This window comes from Streptomyces sp. NPDC055506, assembly GCF_053643595.1.
On record NZ_JBSHKH010000019.1, the window covers coordinates 1 to 21,459 of the forward strand.

17 protein-coding genes are annotated in these 21,459 nt (G+C 72.5%); 5 read left to right on the forward strand and 12 right to left on the reverse strand.

Annotated features, from left to right (window positions below):
- Together ACWIF2_RS10140 and ACWIF2_RS10145 are read right to left on the reverse strand one after the other, a co-directional pair.
- Positions 1-1,341: sugar porter family MFS transporter (locus ACWIF2_RS10140; RefSeq protein ID WP_454359686.1), on the reverse strand; the 1,341-nt coding region annotated here is incomplete at its 3' end.
- A gap of 9 nt (positions 1,342-1,350) precedes the next feature.
- Positions 1,351-2,301 (reverse strand): TIM barrel protein, encoded by a 951-nt coding sequence (locus ACWIF2_RS10145; protein ID WP_454359687.1) that lies wholly within the window; start codon positions 2,299-2,301, stop codon positions 1,351-1,353.
- A 229-nt stretch (positions 2,302-2,530) separates the two neighbouring features.
- Between ACWIF2_RS10145 and ACWIF2_RS10150 the strand changes: the two genes are divergently transcribed.
- Positions 2,531-3,526 (forward strand): LacI family DNA-binding transcriptional regulator, encoded by a 996-nt coding sequence (locus tag ACWIF2_RS10150; RefSeq protein ID WP_454359756.1) that lies wholly within the window; start codon positions 2,531-2,533, stop codon positions 3,524-3,526.
- Between the two features lie 41 nt (positions 3,527-3,567).
- Here ACWIF2_RS10150 and ACWIF2_RS10155 read toward each other — a convergent pair whose 3' ends face one another.
- Entirely contained in the window at positions 3,568-4,572 is a 1,005-nt protein-coding gene (locus ACWIF2_RS10155; RefSeq protein ID WP_454359688.1) for a substrate-binding domain-containing protein, read from the reverse strand.
- Between the two features lie 254 nt (positions 4,573-4,826).
- Complete coding sequence (locus ACWIF2_RS10160) at positions 4,827-5,240, reverse strand: VOC family protein (RefSeq protein ID WP_454359689.1); 414 nt, start codon at positions 5,238-5,240, stop codon at positions 4,827-4,829.
- 187 nt (positions 5,241-5,427) lie between these two features.
- Between ACWIF2_RS10160 and ACWIF2_RS10165 the strand changes: the two genes are divergently transcribed.
- Positions 5,428-6,288, forward strand: coding sequence for an aldo/keto reductase (locus tag ACWIF2_RS10165; RefSeq protein ID WP_454359690.1), 861 nt, complete (start codon positions 5,428-5,430; stop codon positions 6,286-6,288).
- A gap of 273 nt (positions 6,289-6,561) precedes the next feature.
- On the opposite strand, the gene ACWIF2_RS10170 is transcribed toward ACWIF2_RS10165, so the two are convergent.
- Entirely contained in the window at positions 6,562-6,798 is a 237-nt protein-coding gene (locus ACWIF2_RS10170; RefSeq protein WP_184586858.1) for a hypothetical protein, read from the reverse strand.
- A 196-nt stretch (positions 6,799-6,994) separates the two neighbouring features.
- On the opposite strand from ACWIF2_RS10170, the gene ACWIF2_RS10175 reads away from it, so the two are divergent.
- Positions 6,995-8,716, forward strand: a complete 1,722-nt coding sequence (locus tag ACWIF2_RS10175; RefSeq protein ID WP_454359691.1) for a hypothetical protein — start codon at positions 6,995-6,997, stop codon at positions 8,714-8,716.
- A 58-nt stretch (positions 8,717-8,774) separates the two neighbouring features.
- On the opposite strand, the gene ACWIF2_RS10180 is transcribed toward ACWIF2_RS10175, so the two are convergent.
- The 6 genes from ACWIF2_RS10180 to ACWIF2_RS10205 all read right to left on the reverse strand — a co-directional run bounded on the left by ACWIF2_RS10180 (position 8,775) and on the right by ACWIF2_RS10205 (position 19,237).
- Positions 8,775-9,416: a cutinase family protein gene (locus ACWIF2_RS10180; protein ID WP_454359692.1), complete on the reverse strand. Its 642-nt coding sequence runs from the start codon at positions 9,414-9,416 to the stop codon at positions 8,775-8,777.
- 149 nt (positions 9,417-9,565) lie between these two features.
- Entirely contained in the window at positions 9,566-10,783 is a 1,218-nt protein-coding gene (locus tag ACWIF2_RS10185; RefSeq protein WP_454359693.1) for a PucR family transcriptional regulator, read from the reverse strand.
- 122 nt (positions 10,784-10,905) lie between these two features.
- Entirely contained in the window at positions 10,906-11,862 is a 957-nt protein-coding gene (locus ACWIF2_RS10190; RefSeq protein ID WP_454359694.1) for an alpha/beta hydrolase, read from the reverse strand.
- 22 nt (positions 11,863-11,884) lie between these two features.
- Entirely contained in the window at positions 11,885-15,886 is a 4,002-nt protein-coding gene (locus ACWIF2_RS10195; RefSeq protein WP_454359695.1) for an acyltransferase domain-containing protein, read from the reverse strand.
- Entirely contained in the window at positions 15,883-17,646 is a 1,764-nt protein-coding gene (locus ACWIF2_RS10200; RefSeq protein ID WP_454359696.1) for a fatty acyl-AMP ligase, read from the reverse strand. The genes ACWIF2_RS10195 and ACWIF2_RS10200 overlap by 4 nt, the downstream gene beginning before the upstream one ends.
- Before the next feature lie 52 nt (positions 17,647-17,698).
- On the reverse strand, positions 17,699-19,237 hold the full coding sequence (locus tag ACWIF2_RS10205) for an acyl-CoA carboxylase subunit beta (protein ID WP_454359697.1): 1,539 nt from the start codon (positions 19,235-19,237) through the stop codon (positions 17,699-17,701).
- Between the two features lie 221 nt (positions 19,238-19,458).
- On the opposite strand from ACWIF2_RS10205, the gene ACWIF2_RS10210 reads away from it, so the two are divergent.
- Entirely contained in the window at positions 19,459-19,710 is a 252-nt protein-coding gene (locus tag ACWIF2_RS10210; protein ID WP_454359698.1) for a DUF5133 domain-containing protein, read from the forward strand.
- A gap of 44 nt (positions 19,711-19,754) precedes the next feature.
- Here the strand turns inward: ACWIF2_RS10210 and ACWIF2_RS10215 are convergent, their stop codons facing one another.
- The gene (locus ACWIF2_RS10215; RefSeq protein ID WP_382484514.1) at positions 19,755-20,726 is read right to left on the reverse strand and encodes a GlxA family transcriptional regulator; all 972 of its coding nucleotides are present in this window, start codon (positions 20,724-20,726) and stop codon (positions 19,755-19,757) included.
- Positions 20,727-20,914: 188 nt separating this feature from the next.
- Here ACWIF2_RS10215 and ACWIF2_RS10220 point away from each other — a divergent pair, with 188 nt between their 5' ends.
- Entirely contained in the window at positions 20,915-21,388 is a 474-nt protein-coding gene (locus tag ACWIF2_RS10220; RefSeq protein WP_454359699.1) for a hypothetical protein, read from the forward strand.
- Positions 21,389-21,459 lie beyond the last annotated feature (71 nt).

Sequence of the window (21,459 nt, forward strand, 5' to 3'; positions counted from 1 at the left end):
CGCCACCACGAACAGGAAGAAGGTGTTGGAGATCCCGATCCCGGAGACCAGGGACGGGAAGACGAGACCGATCACGAAGTTGGTCAGCCACAGCACCACGGCCGCGACACCCATGCCGAAGCCCCGCATCCGCATCGGGAAGATCTCCGACAGCATCAGCCAGGTCACCGGCGAGATCGCGCCCTGCTGGAAGGCGAGGAACGTGACCGTCATCGCGAGCACCGCGAACGCCCGCGGATCACCGGAGGGCAGCACCAGGGAGAACACGCCGATCAGCAACAGGGCCGCGGTCGTGCCGAGCTGGCCGGTCATCAGCATCGGCCGGCGGTTGACCCGGCCGAGCAGCCAGATGCCGACGAAGGTGGCCAGCACCGAGATCACACCGTTGGCGATGTTCGCCGTCAGCGCGCTGTCGGCGGCGAAACCGGCGTCGGTGAGGATCTGCGTGCCGTAGTACATGATCGTGTTGACGCCGGTGATCTGCTGCACGATCGCGATGCCGAACCCTACGAACATCAGCTTGCGCACCCATGGCGTGCTCTTGATGTCCTGCCAGCCGCCGAGCTTCTCCCGCTCGTCCTTGACGGCGAGCGCGGAGACCTCCTTCAGCTCGGCCTCGGCCCTGGCCTGCGACCGCACCTGCTTGAGGACTTCGAGGGCCTCGCCGAAGCGGCTCTGGGAGGCCAGCCAACGCGGGCTCTCCGGCATCACCAGCATGCCGAACCAGAGCACCACCGCCGGCAGTGTGGCGACGACCAGCATCCAGCGCCACACCCCGCCGGACTCGCCGCCGAGCCGCGCGATGATCGCGTTGGACGTGAACGCCAGCAGCTGACCGGAGACGATCATGAGTTCGTTGCGGGTGACGAGAGCGCCGCGCCGCTCGGCGGGCGACACCTCCGCGAGATACACCGGTACGGTCACCGACGCACCGCCGACCGCGAGACCGAGCACGAAGCGCGCCACGATCATCACCTCGGTCGTCGGGGCGAGCGTGCAGCCGAGCGCGCCGACGAAGAACAGCACGGCCAGCAGCAGGATGTTGCGCCGCCTTCCGCGCGCGTCCGACATCCGTCCGCCGGCGACCGCGCCCAGCGCGGCGCCCAGCAGCAGCGAGCTGGTGACCATGCCCTCGGTGACCGGCGTCAGGCCGAGGTCGTCGGTCATATAGGGCAGGGCGCCGTTGATGACGCCCGTGTCGTAGCCGAAGAGCAGACCACCGAACGTGGCGATGATCGTGATCAGCCGAAGCCGCCGCTTGACCGCCGGAGGAGCGTCGTCCACGACGGCGGTGGCAGGGGCTGGGTTGGAGGCCGGTGTCGTGTCGTCCCTGACGTCCATGGCCGCTCCTTACCTGTCGTTGGTCGGGCGGCGGGTACCCGAAAGGCCGCAGCCGGCCAGGTGCTCACGGGTGCTGACCGCGATCGGCAGCGGCACCTCGGGAGCGCACGGGTACAGGTCCTGCTCGACGATCACGAACAACTCGGCGTCGAGACCGGCCAGTTCATCAACCACATCGGCCGGGTTCGGCACTCCGGCCGGCGGTGACACGCACACCCCGCGCTTCACGGCCTCACCGAAGGACAGGTCCTCGGCCGCGACCTGAGCCAGGATCTCCGGATCCATCTGCTTGATGTGCACATAGCCGACCCGCTCACCGAACCGGCGGATCAGATCGAGGTTGTCCCCGCCGCCGTACGCCACATGGCCCGTGTCCAGGCACAGGTTGGTGTAGCGGCTGTCGGACTCGTTGAGCAGCCGCTCGATCTCCGGCTGCGTCTGGATGTGGCTGTCGGCGTGCGGATGGACGACCAGCCGTACGTCGTACTCCTCCAGCAGCAGCCTGCCCAGCCGGTCGGCGGCCCGGCCCAACCCGGCCCACTGCTCGGTGGTCAGCTCGGGCGGCTCGGTGAACGCGCCCGTCTTCTCGTCCCGGTACATGGGCGGGATGAAGACGAGATGATGCGCCCCCGCTGCAGCGGTCAGTGCGGCGACCCGCCGGACATGGGCGAGCATCTCGTCCCATGCCTCGGGCCGGTGCAGCGCGCCGAACGCGGTACCGCCGGAGACCTTCAGGCCCCGGGCGTCCAGCTCGGCCCTCAGCCGCCGCGGATCGGTGGGCAGATAGCCGTACGGGCCGAGCTCCAGCCACTCGTAGCCGGCCTGGACCAGCTCGTCCAGGAAGCGGGTGTACGGCACCTGGTGCTCGTCCTCGGGGAACCACACCCCCCAGGAGTCGGGAGCGGAGCCGAGGCACAGGTTGCCGACGGTGGTACGGAGAGGGACGGGCGCCGTTGCCATGGTCAGTGTCCTTGAGGGGAGAGGGAAGAGGGTGCCTGAGCGATGTGACGCGCGCTACTAGCGCGCTCTAGTCGAGTACGATGACCCCTGTCCAAATGTCATGTCAATAGGTTGTTGCTGGATGATTGCGGGGCCCCATGGCCGGATCCCCGCGCGGGACACCCCGTAAGGTGGGCGCCGTCGGAGGGTGGGTTCACAGGTGGATGCATCGGGCAGGCAGCGGCCCACGATGGCGGACGTCGCCGAGAAGGCGGGCGTCTCCCGCGCGCTCGTCTCGATCATCTTCCGCAACCAGGCGGGAGCCGGCCGGGAGACGCGCGAGCGGGTCCTGCGCGTGGCCGACGAGATCGGTTACCGGCCCGACAGCGCGGCCCGGCTGCTGGCCCGTGGCCGCAGCCGCACGCTCGGCGTGATGTTCGCCGTGCACCAGACCTTCCACACGGATCTCATCACCGGCATCTATCCCGAGGCCGAGCGGCTCGGGTACGACGTCCTGCTCTCCGGGTCCACCCAGGGGCGCAGCGAGGCGAAGGCGGTCGAGGCGTTGCTCAGCCACCGCTGTGAGGCGGTGATCCTGCTCGGCCCGGACGCCCAGCCCGGCTACCTCGGCGAACTCGGGCAGCGCACGGTCACGGTCTCGGTCAGCCGCCGCGTTCCCCAGGCCCATGTCGACTTCGTGCATTCCGCCGAGGGCAAGGGCGTCCGGCAGGCCATGGACCATCTCGTGGAGCTGGGGCACCGCCGCATCGTGCACATCGACGGCGGACGCGGTCCCGGCTCGGCGGAGCGGCGGCGGGCCTACCGCGCCGCGATGCGCCGCCACGGGCTGGAGGCCGAGGCCCGGGTGATTCCCGGCCGTCACACGGAGGAGTCCGGTGTCGAGACCGGCCGCCTGCTCCTGGCCGAGTGCGACGGCGGACGGCCGTTGCCGACAGCGGTGCTCGCCGGCAACGACCGCTGTGCGATGGGTCTGCTGATGTCCCTCACCCGGGCGGGAATCGAGGTCCCGCGCGATCTGTCCGTCGTCGGCTACGACGACAGTCACCTCTCCCATCTGATGCCGATCGGCCTGACCACGGTCCGTCAGGACGCGGTCCTGATGGCCGAGCACGCCGTCCGCTTCGCCGTCGAGCGGCTGGAGAACGGGGAACTGCCGCCGCGTGAAGCGGTGCTGGACCCGAAGCTGGTGGTGCGGGGGACCAGCGGGCCGCCCCCGGCGGAGTAGACACGGCGCCAAGGCCCGCCCAGGGTCGACCGAGGCCGGCTCTAGCGCGTCCCCTTCTTCGCGAACTCCGCGACGGTGTCGGCGTTGTCCTTGGTGATGAACGCGGGACCGGTGAGTACGGGAGCCGTGCCGCCGCCGCTGACGTTGCCGTTCGTCCGGTACAGCCACAGCGCGTCGACGGCGAGGTAGCCCTGGAGGTAGGGCTGCTGGTCGACGGCGAACTCGATGTCGCCGCCCTGGACGGCGGTGACGAGGTCCTTGTTGAGGTCGAAGGTGGCGACCTCGGCCTCACTGCCCGCGTCCCGTACCGACTGCACTGCGGTCAGGGCGATCGGGGCGCCGAGCGTCACCACCTGGTCGATGGTGGAGCCCTTCTGGAGCTTGGCGGTCAGGGTCGACTTCACGGAGGGCATGTCGGCGCCGTTGACGTACAGGTTCTCCGTGGTGCCCTTGAAGCCCTTCTTCAGGCCGGCGCAGCGTGCCTCCAGCGCGACCTGGCCCTGCTCCTGGATCACGCAGACGGCGTGCTTGGCGCCGAGCTGGTTGAGGCGCTCCCCGAAGGCCTGGCCGGCGATGTTCTCGTCCTGGCCGAAGTACTCGAGCATGCCGAGTTCCTTCCAGTCGTCCAGGCCGGAGTTGAAGCCGACGACGGGGATGCCCGCCGCCTTGGCCTTGGCCACCGCGCCCTTCATGGCGTCCGGCTTGGCCGCGGTGAGCGCGATGCCGTCGACCTTCTGGTCGATGGCGTTCTGCACCAGGTTGGCCTGGTTGCCCGCGCTGGGGTCGCTGGAGTAGACGAGCTTGATGTTGTCCTTCGCGGCGGCGGCCTGCGCGCCCTTGCGGATCAGGTCCCAGAAGGTGTCGCCGGGCGCCGCGTGGGTGACCATGGCGACGGTCATCCGCGGGGTGGTGGCCTTGCCCGCCGCGGCGTCGGTGCCCCCGGTCTCGGACTGCTTCCCGCCGGAGCCGCTGGAGCAGCCGGCGGCGAGCAGCGCGCCCACGAGGGCGGCGGCGGTCAGGGCTGCGGGTCTGTGGTGTCTGCGCATGTCGGGTGCACCTCACTGTGCGGGGAGAGGGTGCCGCGCCCGGTCCGGGGAGGTGGCGCATGGATGCCCGGGGCGACGCTGGAGCGCGTTACTAGCGCGCTCTAGTGGCGAGTACTATGCGGCCGCCTTCGGGGGATGTCAACAGCTTTGTCAGGACGTACCAACAAAACGGCCGCCCGTGCGCGCCGGACTGGGGGGCGGCGTGCGCGGGCGGCCCGGGGTGGACGGTCCTGGACCGCCCCGGTCGGTTTCGCTCAGCTCCCGGATGGGCCGATGTTGACCATCCACGGGGTGCCGAAGCGGTCCGTGCACATGCCGAACTCGTCGCCCCACATCTGCTTCTCCAGTGGCACCGCCACCGAGCCGCCCTCGGACAGCTTCTCCCAGTAGCCGCGCAGCTCGGCGTCGTCGTCACCGCTCAGGCTCACGGAGAAGGGGTTGCCCGGCGCGGACTCCATGCCCGGCGGGTTGTCGGCGCCCATCAGGGTGAAGCCGCTGGTGGTCTCCAGCATGCCGTGCATGATCTTGTCGGCGTTCGGGGCGTCCGCCTGGCCGAAGTCGCCGTAGCTGTTGAGGGTGAGGTTGCCGCCGAAGACCTCCTTGTAGAACTCCATCGCCTGCCGGGCTTCGCCGTTGAAGGTGAGGTACGGATTGAGGCGTGTGACCATGTGAACCTCCCGGGGGGGGCAAAAGGGTCATTTGCGCGCAGCGTAGCGCCGGGCACCGACAATGGCTCGCCGAGCGCATCGCGCAGGGGGCGGGGGAGCGGCGTGCGAGGCGGGCCACGGAGGCCGGAGCGGACGCCAACCGGCTTGTTAGCGTGGGCCCTTGAGCAGAGGGGGATGGAGACAGCTCATGACATCGACCACCTTCCGCATCGGCGGGGATCTGGACGTACGCCGGCTCGGCTTCGGAGCCATGCATCTGCCGACCGAGCCCGGGCCCGGCCGGGAGAACGCCCTCGCCGTAGCCCGGCGGGCCGTGGAGCTGGGCGTCACCCTGATCGACACGGCCCACCTGTACGGCGGGGGAGCCAACGAGGAGCTGCTCGCCGAGGCGCTGCACCCCTACCCGGAGGGGCTGCTGATCACCACCAAGGTCGGCGTCGCGCGTACCGGCCCGGGAGGCGAGTGGAAGTTCGACGGGCGGCCCGGGATCCTGCGCGACCAGGTCGAGCAGGCCCTGCGCCGGCTGCGGGTCGAGCGGATCGAACTGCTTCAGCTGCACCGCATCGACCCCGACACACCGCTCGCCGACCAGCTCGGCACGCTGCGGGATCTTCAGACCGAGGGCCTGGTCGGACGGATCGGGCTGTCGGAGGTCACCGTCGCCGAGCTGGCCGAGGCCCGGGAGATCGTCGACGTCGTGAGCGTGCAGAACCGCTACAACCCGCTCGACCGCGAGCATGAGCCCGTTCTCGCGGCGTGTGCGGCGGCCGGTATCGCCTTCCTGCCGTGGCGGCCCGTGGCGTGGGGTAAGGCGGGGGCCGAGGCCGAGATCGCCGCCGTGGCGGCCGAGCTCGGGGCGACGCCCACGCAGGTCGCGCTCGCCTGGCTCCTGGACCGTGCGCCGGTCGTCCTGCCGATCCCCGGTACGGCCCGGATCGAGCACCTGGAGGAGAACCTCGCCGCGGCGGCCCTCGACCTGACGCCGGCCCAGCGCGCCCGCCTCGACGCGCTGGCCGAGGGGGCGCGGCCCGAGTCAGGGACGGACTAGGCAGAGGCCTGTGCGTCACCGGGAGGGGTGCGCGCCCCGTCGGGTGTTCGAGGGGCGGGGCCGTATCCGGGGTGGTTCGGGGCTTGTCAGGCGGGGCGGTGCGCGGAGGGGGCGCGTGCCCAGGCGGACGCTGGAGCGGGAGGGGCCGAAGCGGAGGCGGACGGCGCAGAGTCCGGGGGCCTCGAGGGGAGGGCATGCGCCTCGGCGGGTGCCTGAGAGGCGAGGGCCGAATCCGAAGCGGAGCAGGGCAGGCCCCCGGCGTCGGGCGGAGGCTCATGCCTCGTCGGAGCCGGACTCCCCGTTGTTCCAGTCGTACGGGCCCCCGCCGCGCCACTCGATCAGCTCGGTGTCGTCGACGGCCGTGTCGGCGGTGGGCAGGCCCTCGCGGTGCAGGAGGTCCAGCACGTCGAACAGGCTGTAGGCGACGCCCATGCGCTCGCCGTGGATGGTCACCAGCCGTCCGCCGTCCGACGCGGGCGGCTGCACGACCACGGGGGGTTGACCGTCCATAGCCCCACCATGCGCCCGAAACGGGTGGTTCGCAGCTCGGCCTGGACCATAAGCGGGAACGGGCCGGTACGGCCCGCCGCTCCCTCAGCTCCCGGCACCGGGCGCTCTGCGCGCCGGTGACAAGGCGCGACCGGGAAGCTGAATTCTCGTCAGCACCCCCTGAGGGTCCTCCCGCCCCAGCCCTAGCGTCCGTGGCATGGACATGAAACGCAGGAGCAGAGGGAAGTGGCGCGGTGCCGCGCTCGCGGCACTGCTGACCGCCGGGACACTCACGGCCGCCGCCCCGGGCGCCCGGGCCGACGGGACGCGGACCGAGACGCCGGTCGCGTCGACGTCCCCCGTCACCGGGGTGACCGAGTCGGTCGTACGGGTGAAGGTACCGCTGCCGGAGTCGGCCGGGCCCCGTCCGGCCGCGTGCGACTGGCTGTCGTATCTGCGCTACCGCTCGGCCGGCGGGCCCGCCGAGTCGGCCGGCGCGGACCGGATCCTCATCGCCCAGCCCGGCATCCTGGAAGGAGCCGGAGCGTTCGACAGCGTCGCCCGCAACACCGTCACCAGGGCCGCCGAGCGGGGCTCGCACATCGAGTTCTGGGCGCTGGACCGGCGCTCCAACTGCCTGGAGGACCGCACCGGCATCGCCTCCGGCGACCAGCACAGCGCCGTCGACTACTACTACCGAGGCAAGCAGGTGGACGGCCGGACCTTCGACGGCTACGCAGGCAACGGACAGCTGGGCTGGATGGCGAAGCTCGGGATCGAGCAGACCGTTCGGGACCAGTACGACCTGCTCACCGCCGAGTTGCCCGACCAGGCCCAGCGCAAGCGGAAGGTGCTGTGCGGCGGGCATTCGCTGGGCGGAGTCATCACCGGGTACTTCGCCGCCGCCGACTTCGACGGAAACCGGGCCACCACGGCCGACGCCGGGTACAACCAGTGCGCCGGCTACTTCGCCCTCGACACCACCGTCTCCACCTCGCTCGCCGACCTCAGCGGGGGCCTGCCCGACGACACCAACCTGCCCGACATCGGCTTCGGTTACGGCGTGGTCCAGGCCGGGCTGGACAGCGGACTCCTGTCGCGCACCCTGTCCGCGCCGGTCCTGCTCAACCCCGAGACCATGACCCTGCTCGGCATCGCGGGCCTCGGCGCCCTCAAGGATCTCGACGGTGAGGCGGACCTGCCCCGCTATCTGCCCTCCAACCTCAACATCGAGGCCACCAACCGCTTCCTGTTCGCCAAGGACACCGCCGCGTTCCTCAGCGGTACGCCCTCCGTGAAGGACTTCCGGCTCACCAACGGGGCGGTGCTCGGAGCGCTGCTGGACGACAACTCCGTACCCCTGGCGTTCCTGCAGACCAGCGTCGGCTTCTTCGACGGAGGGCCCATCGCCGACAAGAGCTTCCCCGTCGCCAACGGAGGTGCGCGGCAGCCCGGTCTGTACGGCACCGCGTACAAGGCCATCCCCGACCGGCCCCAGGGCCCGCTCTACACCTGGCGCAACTACGACCGCGTCGGCGACCCCGACGACCCCGGACACCGGTCGTCCGACGGCACCCCGTTCACCGGTGCGGGCGAGGAGGTCACCGATGTGCGGCAACTGGCCCGCAGCCTCGCCGAGCAGCCGCTGGACTTCACCGAGCAGTACTTCCCGACCAAGCTGGTCACGGACATCCAGCTGGGCACCTCGCCGCAGGTGAAGAGGCTCGTCGTCCATCCGGGCGGGCTCACCGCCAACCCGGTGCTCACCGTCCTCGCCGGCGAGGGACTGCTGGCCGGCCGGGTGCCGCCCGAGCTGCATCCCGTGGTCGCCGACGGCTACCAGCACCTCGACGTGCTGACCGCCGCGCCCACACAGAACGACGGCGGGCCCGAGATCGTCTCCACCAGCCTCGCCGGGTTCGCCCGGTCACCCCGCTAGACGCCGGAAGGGGGCCCGGGAGGAGATCCTCCCGGGCCCCCTGGTGTGCTGGCGAAGCTCAGAGCCTGCCGGCGGCGAACGTGGCGGCCGCGTCGGCGTCGTCGCGGTAGCTCAGATGCGCCCCGACGTCACCCCCGCCGTTCTCGCAGACGGGGTCGCCCTGGGCGCAGAGGTCCAGGGTGCGGCTCTGGTAGGTGCCGGTGACGCTCTTGCCGAGCGCCCGGATCGGGTTGCCGAACAGCAGCACCGCGGAGACCTTCGGCTCGACCGCCGCGGGCAGCGTGGCCACGATGGGGCTGCCGACCACCGCGCCCGCGCTGCTGATGCCGATCGAGTTGTCGACGACGTTCGCGCCCTGCGAATAGCCGACGAGAACGAACTTCTGGTTGGGGCAGGCCGCGGCCTGGCTCTTCACATGGTTCACCAGATCCAGATTGCCCTGTGCCGCGGACGTCGGGGAGAGGTCCGCGGGATAGTTCACCTTGTAGCTGGTCAGGCTTTTGCCCGTTACTTTCTTCTGCAGCGCGGAAAGCACCGGGTCGCCGACGATGAAGCCGAGCGTCCCGGGCTCGAAGGTGCCGCGTGCCGAGACGAGTTCCACGTCGGAGCAGGCCGCGGCCGAGGCCGGGGAAGCCGAGAGGGTGGCGAGCCCGGCCCCGCCGACCAGCGAGAGCGCGGCGAGACACAAACGGATACGCATGGGGGATCCTCCGCGTGTGAGGCGCGTGCGGCGCCTGCGAAAAAGGACGGCCCGAACGTATTCGCTATCCCTCGCCGGGAGTTATGGACGGGATTATGGAATCCTCGCTGTTTTTTGTCGCCGATTGAGTGCGCCGCTCAATGCGGGAGTCAGTTCTGCCGTGTGTGCAGGGATTCCGCGCGCAACGCGAGAATGAGATCGAGGCGGGTGCCCGGATCGTGCAGGGCGTCCCCGAAGAGCTTCTCCAGCTGGCGCAGGCGGTAGCGGACCGTCTGCGGGTGGATGTGCAGCCGTGTGGCGACGTCCGGCACGTTGCTGCCGCTGAGCAGCCAGGCCAGCAGTGTCTCGGCGAGGCGGTCGCGCTGCCCCGCCGAGACCGTGTCGAGCGGCGCGAGCACCCGCGCCTGGAGCCGCTCCAGCAGCGGCTCGTCGCCGTACAGCAGCAGGGTCGACAGATGGTCGGAGCAGTGCTCCACGCCCTGCCGGGGCAGGATGCCACGCCCCATCAGCCCGAGCGCCCTGGTGGCCAGGCGCAGCGACCGCGCCGCCTCCGTGACCGCCACCGTCGGGCCGATCGCGGCGGGCCGGCCGCGCAGGGCGAGCGTGAACGCCCGGCCGAAGCGGCCCGAGGCGTCCGGGTCGGGCACCAGCATGCGCGGCGGCCGGGACCCCATGTCCACCAGCGCGCCCGCCGCCGCCAGCGGCCGGTCCTCCTCCCGCCGGTCCGGCGCCGCCGCCAGCGCCACCACGGCGACCGTCCGGGGCACCGGCCAGCGCGCACCATGGGCCACATCCTGCACGGTCTCCAGCGCCACCGGACCGTCCTCCAGCAGCAGGTTCAACAATCGTCTGCGGCGCCGCTCCAGCTCGTCGGTGCTGCGCAGCTGGGCCTCCGCGTAGCCGGCCGCGGCCGCCTGGGCGACCTCGTGCACGGTCCGGAACGCCAGCTCACCGAGTGCGGCCACGACGCCGGAGTCGAGGCCGAGTTGCTCCGCCGTGGAGCCCATCAGCCGCCAGGCGTGCAGCCCGCCCACCCGTAACGCGGACTGCAACGCGTCCAGGCTGCGGCCCTCCAGGGCCTCGCCACGCCCGAGTTCGTAGTACGTCGCCGCGATCGCGCCCCCGTCGTCGCGCGGGTCGGCGATGTAGTCGACGTACAGGGTGAGCGCCTGCACCACCCCGGACCGCAGGTTCTTGCGGTACGTCCCGCCGGCGGGCCGCGCGTACTCGGGAACCTGACGGCAGACCTCTTCCTCCACCAGGTCGGCGACGGAGTCCAGTTGGGCGCGCAGCAGCTCCGCGAGCTCAGGCGGCACCGGCGGCGTGCCGGGACGGTCCGGCACGCCGTGCGGCGTGGGCACAGCCATCACGGACACTCCTTTCGACCGGAAGCGGCTCACCCGCGGGCTGCTGCCAGTGGGACGAGAGGGAAGTCCAGCGTTGGACGGATGTCCCCTCCGCTCCGTTCCGTGCCCCGACGGCACCCCTGTCACTCCGGCACGCCCAGTGCAAGGGCGAGCATCGGCCACGAGGCGCTGAACTCCCGCTTCCAATAGGACCAGTCGTGTCCCCCACCCGAGTAGAAGTGAGTGGTGGCCCGGATACCCAGCAGGGCCAGCGCCCCGGCGAAACCCTGGGCCGAGGGCCACAGGGCGCTCTCCAGCACCCCGGGCAGCGGGTCGCCGCCGCCCGGGCCCACTCCGCTGCCCTGCGAGACGTACAGGGCGGTGTCGCGCAGCCCGGTGGCACGGGTCCGCGGGTTGAAGTCGCGCCAGGTCAGGGCATTGAGCAGCGGATGACCCCACAGGGATCGGGCCGGCAGGTTCTCCCGGGCCACGATGGCGTCCATGATGGCGGGAACACCGGGGGCGGTGGTGTCGAGGATGCCGCTGTAGGAGGCCGCGGCCTTGAACACGCCGGGGTGGCGGGCCGCGTGGGCCATCGCGCCGTAGCCGCCGGTGGAGACTCCCGCGACCGCCTGCACGCCGGAGGCCCGGTACTCCCGGGCGAGCAGCGCCGGCACCTCCTCGACCTGGAAGGTCTCGTAGTCGGGGCCGCCGCGCCAGAGTGTGGGGATGCCGGTGGGGCCCGCGTCCGGCATCGCCACGATCAGGCCGCGGCCCTCGGTGAAGGCCTCGATGTCCGTCTCGCGGGTCCAGGACGTGTAGTCGTCGTGGGCGCCGTGCAGCAGGTACAGCACCGGATACTTCCGCTCCGGCCGCGTGCCGAAGTCCGACGGCAGGATCAGCCGGACGGGCGCGCTGCGGCCGAGCGCGGCGGAGGGCACGGACACGTCGAGGGTGCGCGGCCCGAGCCGGGTGGCCGCCCCGGCACGGGCCGTGCCGCTCGCGGCCCCGAACAGCACGGCGAGGCCGGCGGCGGCCGTCGCTCTGGCGACGGTGCGCCGGGACACTCCGGCGGCGGGCTTGGGCGACAGGTCGGACATGGCGGCTCCTCTGGTTCCGGTTTCAGGGGGCCCGCCCGGCGAGCACCCGGCTCAGATGGGCGGCGATCTCGTCGACGTGCGGCGGGTCGAGCAGCGACAGATGGTGACCGGGCACCGGCACGACCTCCAGGCGCGGGCACACCTCGTCCCAGCCCAGCGCCTCGTCATCCCGCTCGTAGGCCGGGTCGCGCACGGTGTGCGGGGCGCGCTCGGCGGCCCGGTAGAGGACGACCGGCCCGGCGTAACCGCCGGGCCGGTGCGACTCGCCAATGCCCAGGTCCAGGTAGGAGGCCCGCTGGTGCTCCAGCGCGGCGGCCGGCACATCGGCGGCCTCCCGCAGCGCCCGCAGCACGGTGTCGATACGGGAGCTGTCGTCGTCCATGGCCACCAGGTCGTCGTACGGCAACTCCAGCCGCACGCCGTAGGTGTCGGCGACGTGGCGGGCGAAGCCCTCGAAATGTGCCCGGATCCGATCGGCCCGTGTCAGTCCCGGCCGGGGAAGAGGACGTGCGGAGTCGATGAGCACGACCAGCCGCACCTCCCGCCCGGCATCGGTCAGCTGCCGTGCGGTCTCCTGGGCGACGAAGCCGCCGAAGGACCAGCCGCCCAGCACACAGGGCCCGTCGGGGTGAGCGGCGTTGATCGCCTCGGCGTAGCGCCGCGCCTTCTCCGGCACGGTCCGGACCTCCTCGATCCGCTCCAGCCCGTACACCGGCTGGTCGTCGCCGAGCCGTTCGGCGAGCGTGCGGTAGACGGCTACCGGGCCGCCGGCGGCGTGGACGAGGAACAGCGGGGGCAGCGAACCGGTGGCACGCAGCGGGCGCAGCGGGCTGTCCTCACGGGGGAGGGCCTGCCGGATCCGGTCCGCGGCGTCCTCGACGGTGACGGCGGCGAACAGGTCGCGCAGGGGCAGCGCGACGCCGAACTCGCGCTCCACCGTGGTACGGACGCGGACGGCCATCAGCGAGTCCAGGCCCAGGTCGGCCAGGGCGGTGCCCGGGGTGACACGGGCGAGCGGGTGGCCGGTGACGGCGGCGATGTGCCGGGTCAGCCCGGCCAGGACCGAAGAGGGCTCCGTGGGTTCCGCCGCTTCGACGGAAGGGTCCTCCGTGACCGGCTCGGGGTGTGCCCGGCCGTCCGTCCACCAGTGCCGTGCGTGCCGCCAGCGGGGAACGGGCAGGTCGACGACCCGGCCGGGCGGCGCGGGCAGCCGCTGGCCCGCGACGTACAGGGCGCCGAGCTGTCCCGCGAACGCCTCGGAACCGTCGGCGTCCCGGCGCAGGGTGGCCAGGGCGAGGGCGCCGGGCACGGTGTCCGCGACGGCCCCCGTCAGAACCGGATGGGGCGAGATCTCGACGAACGCCGTGTGCCCGTCGGCCGCCGCCGAGGCGAGCGCCCGGTCAAGACGCACGGGCCGCCGCAGGTTGGCCGCCCAGTGCTCCGCGTCGAACACGCGGTCGCCGCGCGGGTCGTCCAGGACGGTGGAGTAGACGGGGACCTCCGGCCGCCGCCCCCGGATGCCGGACAGCGCGTCGACGAGCTCCGGCAGCAGCGGGTCCACCTGGGGCGAGTGCCCGGCACCGACGACCCGCATGGCCCGCGCCGCCCGGCCCTGCCCCTCCAGTCGGCGTACGAGCCCGGCCACCGCGGCCTCCTCTCCCGTGACGACCTTCTGCCGTGGCGAGGAGTGCACGGCGACATGCACACCAGGGAAGTCGCGCTCCAGGGACTCCAGTTCGCTGTCGTCCAGGTCCACCACGGCCATCGCGCCGCCGCTCAGCCCGCTCAGCAGCCGGGCCCGTACGGCGATGACCCGCGCCCCGTCGGCCGCGTCCAGCGCGCCCGCGCACACGGCCGCCGCCACCTCGCCCATGGAGTGGCCGATCACCGCGGCGGGCTCCACCCCGTACGAACGCCACAGCTCCGCGAGCGCCAACTGCAGCCCGAACAAGACGGGTTGGGCGACCTCCAGACGGTCGAGACCGGCCCCGGACGACAGGTGGTCGTACAGGGACAGGCCGCACTCCGGGGCGAGGTGCGGGTCGAGTTTCTCGACGGCGGCGGCGAACGCGGGTTCCTCGGCCAGCAGCCGCCGCCCCATGCCGGGCCACTGGCTGCCGTAGCCGGAGAAGACCCACACCGTGCCGGGCCCGACACGGTCGCGGTCACCGGTCACCAGCCGCGCGTCCGGACGACCTGTCGCCAACGCCCCCAGGACATCGGCGAGTTCGGCGCGGTCGCGGGCGACCACAGCGGCACGTACGGGGCCCCGGCCCGTGCGCCCCGCCAGGGTCCGGGCCACGTCGGCGGGGTGCGCGGCGCTGTCGCGCAGCCAGTCGGCCAGCCTGCCCGCCGTGTCGCCCAGGCGCTCGGCGTCGAGGTCGGAGAGCAGGTGCGGCCGGGCCGCCGGTTCCTCGGCCGGTCGGGCCGGGACGAGGCCGGGCGGCCCTTCCTCCAGCACCACATGCGCGTTGGTGCCGCCGAAGCCGAACCCGGAGACCCCCGCGACAGCGGTGCCGCCGTAGCGCGGCCAGGGCTCCGGCTCGGTCACGACCCGCAGCCGGTCGTCGGCGAGGGAAGTGCCCTCCGCGCAGTGCAGCGAGGGCGGGATCGTGTCGTGATGCAGGGCCAGCACGGTCTTCACCAGGCCCGCGATGCCCGCGGCCGACTCCAGATGCCCGAGGTTTCCCTTCACCGAGCCAAGCAGCAGCGGCTGGTCCGGGTCACGGTCCGCGCCGAGCACCGCGCCGAGCGCGCCCGCCTCGATCGGGTCGCCCAACGGGGTACCGGTGCCATGCGCCTCGACGTAGTCGACGTACGCCGCGGGGAGCCCCGCCCGTGCGTAAGCGCTCCGCAGCAGCGCCTGCTGCGCGGCCGGGTTGGGTGCCATCAGGCCGTTCGAGCGGCCGTCGGAGTTGACGGCGGTGGCCCGGATGACGGCCAGGACCCGGTCGCCGTCCCGCTCGGCGTCGGACAGCCGCTTGAGGATCACCGCCGCGCAGCCCTCGCCGCGCCCGATGCCGTCCGCCGCCGCCGAGAACGGCTTGCACCGCCCGTCCGGTGCGAGGGCCCCCGCTCGCCGGAAGGCGACCGAGACGGCCGGTGACAGCAGCAGGTTGACCCCGGCGGCGATCGCCGTGTCGCTCTCGCCCGTACGCAGGCTGACACAGGCGTGGTGCACGGCGACCAGCGAGGACGAGCAGGCCGTGTCCACGGCCATGCTCGGCCCCCGGGCGTCCAGGACGTAGGAGAGCCGCCCGGCGGCGACGCTCAGGGCGCCCCCGGCAGGCGCCCAGGGATCGACGGCGGCCGGGTCGGCTCCGGTGAGCTGCCCGTACTCGGGGGCGGAGACGCCGACGAACACCCCGGTGGCGGTGCCCGCCAGGGACTCGGCCGGTACGGCGGCGTGGTCGAGCGCCTCGTGCACGACCTCCAGCAGGATCCGCTGCTGCGGGTCCATCACCGCGGCCTCGCGCGGGGTGACGCGGAAGAAGTCCGCGTCGAAGCCCGCGATGTCGTCGAGATAGCCGCCGTACGGGTGTGCGTCCGCGGGCGGGAAGGCGGTGAAGTCGCGCCAGCGGTCCTCCGGGACGCGCCGGATCGCGTCGACGCCCTCGCCGAGCAGCCGCCAGTAGTCGTCCGGGCCGTGCACCCCGCCGGGCAGCCGGCAGCCGATCCCGACGACCGCGACCGGCTCGGCCGAACCGCTCGGCAGTCCGGCTCGCGGCAGCGGCGCGGCGTCGGACCCCGGAGCGTGCGAGGATCCCGGGGCCTGCGACGATCCCGCGCCGCGCAGCCGTGCCACCAGCGCTTCTCCGGTCGGCGTCTCCCACAGCAGGGTCGTCGGCAGTTGCTGCCCCGTGGCCCGGGACAGCTCACCGGCCAGGGCGACCGCGTCCCGTGAGGACATGCCGAGGTCGGCCAGCGGCCGGTCCATCGGGACGGCCTCGGGGGACGTGCCGCACCAGGCCGCCACCCGTTCGGCGATGAGCCGGCGCAGCACGCCCTCGTCGACGGGCCTCATCCCGCGGCACCCGCCGTCGCCGCCCGGGCCCGGCCTCCGTACGCGCCCTCCAGATACCGGGTCCGGGTCAGTGCCCGCGACACCTTCCCGCTGGAGGTGCGCGGCACCGTACCCGGCGGCACCAGGACCACGTCCGCGAGCCGCAGCCCGTGCCGGGCGGAGACGGCACCGCGCACGGCACGCACCACCGCCGGTACGTCGAGCTCGGCGAGGCGCGCGGTACGCGCGTGCTCCGCCACGACCACCACCCCCTCACCGGCGTCGCCCGGCACGGCGAACGCCGCCAGCCGGTCCCGGCGCACCGCCGGGTCCGCGTCCTGGGCCGTCGCCTCGACGTCCTGCGGATAGTGATTGCGGCCGTCCACGATGATCAGGTCCTTCAACCGCCCCGTGACGACCAGCTGCCCCTCCAGCACCGTCCCCAGATCGCCCGTCCGCAGCCAGCCGCCCGGACCGGCCGCGGAATCCGCGAACTCGGCACCGAACACGTCCCCCGGCCCCCGGTTCCAGTAACCGCGCCCCACATTCGGCCCCTGCACCCAGATCTCGCCGACCTCCCCCTCCGACAGCAGGGCCCGCGTCACCGGGTCGGCGACCCGGACCCGCTGGCCCGCCGGGGTGCCACAGCCCGCCAGCAGCACGGCCCGGGGATCGTCCGGCCGCGCGGACAGAGCCTTCCCGGCCGCCAGGGCGTCACGGTCGAGCGCGAACCGGGTGAGCGGCTCACCCGGCCGGGCCGCGCAGACGAACACGGTGGCCTCGGCCAGGCCGTACGACGGGCAGTGCGTCTCCGGTGCCAGGCCCTGGCCGGAGAACGCCGCGTGGAAGCGGTCGGCCGTGCCCGGGCGGACCGGCTCGCTGCCGTTGATCAGCGCGGTGACCCTGTCGAGCCGCAGCCCCTCCTTCTGCTCGTCGGTCACGGTCGCGACGCAGTAGTCGTAGGCGAAGTTGGGCGCGGCGCTCACGACGTTCGGATGCGCGGCGAGCAGCCGCAGCCAGCGCACCGGCTCGTGCAGGAACGCGGCCGGGTCCATCAGGACCGACAGGAGCCCGCGCGTCACCGGGGCAGCGATGCTCAGCACCAGCCCCATGTCGTGGTAGAGCGGCAGCCAGCCCACGCAGGTCAGCGGGCCGGCCCCGGCACCGTAGGCGGTCAGTGCCTGGCGGGCGTTGGCGACGACGTTGCCGTGGCTGATCTCCACGCCCGCCGGAGCGCGGGTCGAACCCGAGGTGTACTGGAGATAGGCCGTCGCCTCGGCGTCCGGCGGGACGGGCCGCCAGTCGCGGGCGGCGTCGTCGGGCACCTGGTCCGCCAGGACGATCCGCGGCCCGTCGGAACCGAGGAAGTCCCGCACCTCGTCCTGGGCCCGGCTCGTGGTCACGACCACCGAGGGACGGGCATCCGCCAGCACGCCCGCCAGCCGGTCCGCGTGCCCGGGCAGGTCCGGCGGATACAGCGGCACCGCGACCAGCCCCGCGGCCAGGGCAGCGAGGAAGGCGGTCACGTACTCCGTGCCCTGCGGGCACAGCAGGGCGACCCGGTCGCCGGGCCCGGCCCGCTCGGCGAGGCGCGCGGCCAGCGCCCGCACCCGCACGTCCAGGCGGCGCCAGGTCAGGGTGCGGTGGACGCCGCGCGAGTGCTGCGCCGGATGCTCGACGAAGGTGAACGCCCGGCATTCCGGGGTGGTTTCGGCCCAGTGCCACACGTACTCCGGCAGCGTCGGGCACGCGGGCGCGAGCGGGGGGCGGCGGCTGTCCATCAGGCGGGGCTCCTCACGGCGTGCGTCGGCCTACGAGTAGAGAAGGGCGAGGTCAGAGCGGGATGTTGCCGTGCCGGCGTTCCGGCATCGGCGCGCGTTTGCCGCGCAGGGCGCGCAGCGCGCGGCAGACCTGCTCCCGGGTCTCGCGCGGCGCGATGACGGCGTCGACATAGCCGCGCTCGGCGGCGAGATACGGGGTGCCGTGGGTGCGTTCGTACGCGGCGAGAAGGCGGGCGCGCAGCGCCTCCGGGTCGTCGGCCGCGGCGAGTTCGCGCCGGTGCAGCACGCCCACGGCCCCCTCGGCGCCCATGACGGCGATACGGGCGGTGGGCCAGGCGAGGTTGACGTCGGCACCCAGATGCTTGGAGCCCATCACCGCGTATCCGCCGCCGTAGGCCTTGCGCACCACCACCGTGACCTTGGGCACCGTCGCCTCGGCGTAGGCGTACAGCAGCTTCGCGCCGCGCCGGATGATCCCGGCCTGCTCCTGCCGTACCCCGGACAGATACCCGGGCACATCGGCGAAGGTCAGCAGCGGGATGCCGAACGCGTCGCAGAACCGTACGAACCGCGCCGCCTTCTCCGACGCGTCGATGTCGAGGACTCCGGCGGCGCGCAGCGGCTGGTTGGCGACGACGCCCACCGAGCCGCCCTCGACCCGGGCCAAGGCGCAGATGATGTTCGGCGCGAACAGTTCCTGCACCTGGAGCAGTTCACCGTCGTCGACGACCGCGTGCAGGATGTCCCGCATGTCGTAGGCCTCGCCGAGCCGGTCCGGGACGACCTCGTCGAGCCCGGCCCCGGGCGGAGCGTGCCCGGGCGCGTACTCCGGGGGCCGTTCCAGGTTGTTGGCCGGGAGGTACGACAGCAGGTCGCGCACGGTGTCGAGGGCGTCCTCCTCGTCGGCGGCCAGGAAGTGGGCGTTGCCGTTGACGGTGTTGCTGGTGCGGGCGCCGCCCAGCTCCTCGGCGGTGGTGCGCTCGCCGGTGACCGTCCGGATGACGTCGGGGCCGGTGACGAACATGTGCGAGGCGCCGTCCACCATCACCGTGAAGTCGGTGATCGCGGGGGAGTAGGCGGCACCGCCCGCGCACGGCCCCAGGACGACCGAGATCTGCGGGATCACCCCGGACGCCTTGACGTTGCGGCGCACCAGCTCGGCGTAGAGGGCGAGGGCGGCGACACCCTCCTGGATGCGGGCGCCGCCGGAGTCGTTCAGGCCGATCACCGGGCAGCCGGTCTTCAGGGCGAGGTCCATCAGGGCGACGGTCTTCTCCCCGAAGGCCTCGCCCATGCTGCCGCCGAACACCGTGGAGTCCTGGGCGAATACGCACACCGGGCGGCCGTCGACCGTGCCGTACCCCGTGACCACCCCGTCGCCGTGGGGGCGGCGGGCGTCCTGCCCGGTGGGCCTGGCCCGCACGAACAGGCCCGTCTCGGTGAAGGAGTCCTTGTCCACGAGCCGTTCGATCCGCTCCCGGGCCGAGAACTCCCCCCGTCTGCGCGGCCCGCCCGGGGCCACCGCACGGTCCCGGCGTGAGGCCAGCCCGGCGACGCGTCCCGCGGTGCTCCCACTCACCTCTGTGCTCACAGCCACCTCCGAAAGGGCTCTCGACTATGGCAGTGAGGCAGGGAGATACCGGTCGGGTCACCGTTCTGTGTGGGGGAGTTGAGTCCTTGGACGTGGGGTTTCATCCCCCGGTGACAACAGACCGATCAATTCCAGTCATTTCCACCCCGCGTGAGTAAAACATGTGAATGATTCCGCGTGGTTCGGGCATACGGAGCGAAAAACAGAGAGAGGGGCGCTACGTGCTCGTACCGGACCGGAAGGTCGTCAGGGAGTTGCTGACGCGGTACGCGTCGCTGAGGATCGCTCAGGCGGAGAGGCACGTGCCGACGGCGGCACGCCAGCTTGAGGACGTCAGCTACACGCTGTGCGTGATGATGGGGACGTCCGTCATCCACGACGCCATCGCCAAGGCCGACGCCCTGCTGCTCACCAAGGGGCGGTCCGATGCCGCGGAGGCGGACGGGGAGAACGGTTTGACGCTGGTCGGCTGACATCGTGTGAGACCCGGCGCACGGCCGGGTATCGCCCCGGTGGCCTAGGGACGGGCCGCCGGGGCGTTCGTCTTCCCGTGGAACGCCGTGCGATAGGCGTATGGCGTGGTGCCCACCACCTTGCGGAACCGCTCCCGGAACGCCGTCGGCGAGCCGAACCCCGCCTGGCGCGCGATCCGTTCGACCGAGTGGTCCGTGTTCTCCAGCAGGTACTGGGCGCGCCGCACCCGTGCCCGTAGCAGCCATTGCAACGGTGTGGTGCCGGTCTGCTCGCGGAAGCGGCGGCTGAAGGTCCGCTCGCTCATCCCCGCGCGCGCCGCCAGTGTGCCCAGCGTCACCTCGTGCGCGAGATGGTCCTCGATCCACTCCAGCAGCGGCTCGAACGCCGACCCCCGGGGCACCGGCGGGTGCTCGTGCACGATGAACTGGGCCTGTCCGCCCTCCCGTTCCAGTGGCATCACCGACATCCGGGCGATGTTCGCCGCCACGGCCGACCCCAGATCACGCCGGATCATGTGCAGGCACAGATCCAGCGCCGCCGCCGCACCGGCCGAGGTGAGGATCTGCCCGTTGTCCACGTACAGCACGTCCGGCTCCACCTCGACCTTGGGGAACCGCCTGGCCAGTTCGCCGGCGGCCACCCAGTGCGTGGTGGCGCGCAGCCCGTCCAGCAGCCCGGCCTCCGCGAGCACGAAGGCACCCACGCAGACGGAGGCGATCCGGGTACCGGACTCGGCCGCCCGCCGCAGCGCCGCCAGCACCCGGGCGGAGGGCGGCGCGGCGTCGGGGGAGCAGCCCGGCACGATGACGGTGTCGGCCTCCGCCAGCGCCTCGAGCCCCTGGTCGATGCGCAGGGTGAAACCGCCGTCCGCGCGCACCTCCGGCGTCTCGGCGCACAATCGGACCCGGTAGGCGGGACGCCCGTCCGGCATATGGGTCCAGGCGAACGTCTGCTGGGGCGCCGCCATGTCGAACGGCACCACTCGGTCGAGAACCAGGATCGCCACGGAGTGCATGACCGTCACCCTAGGCGGGTTCCCGCCAGCGGTGTGACCCGGGGACGGGGTGGCCCGTGAGGGGAGACCGCAGGTCGGACGAGTTGGCGAGAATCCGTTGGAAGCTGTCGTTCCAGCCCCTGGGGGATCACGTCCCGGCTCCCTAACGTGAGCCCGGCATCGTCGATCGCGTCGTGGAAAGAGTCCCGGTGACCAAGATCCTGCTGTCCCTCCATGTGCTGGCCGCCATCGTCGCCATCGGTCCCGTGACCGTGGCGGCCAGCATGTTCCCGCCGGCGGCGCGTCGAGCGGCCGGCGCGCGCGGGGAGGCCCCCGGCCCCTCGGCGGTCGGCACGGTCGCGCTGCTGCACCGCATCTGCCGCGTCTACTCCGGGGTCGGACTGACCGTCCCGGTCCTCGGGTTGGCCACCGGGGCTGCGATGGGTGTCCTGGGCAGCGGATGGCTCGTCACTTCCATCGCGCTGACCGCGGCTGCCGCCGGGATCCTGGCCGCCTTCGTGCTGCCCCGCCAGGAAGAGCTCCTCGAGCGGCTGAACGGCGAACAGGCCGTCGACCACCGGAACACCGTGCAACTGGCCATGTTCACCGGCATCTTCAATCTCCTGTGGGCGACGGTCACTGTCCTCATGATCGTCCGGCCGGGCTCCACCACGGGAGCGTGAGAGCCCCGCCACTTCGCGTGGCACAGATGTCCGTTCTGCGTCAAGTCATCCCAGGGAATTCACACTCCGGG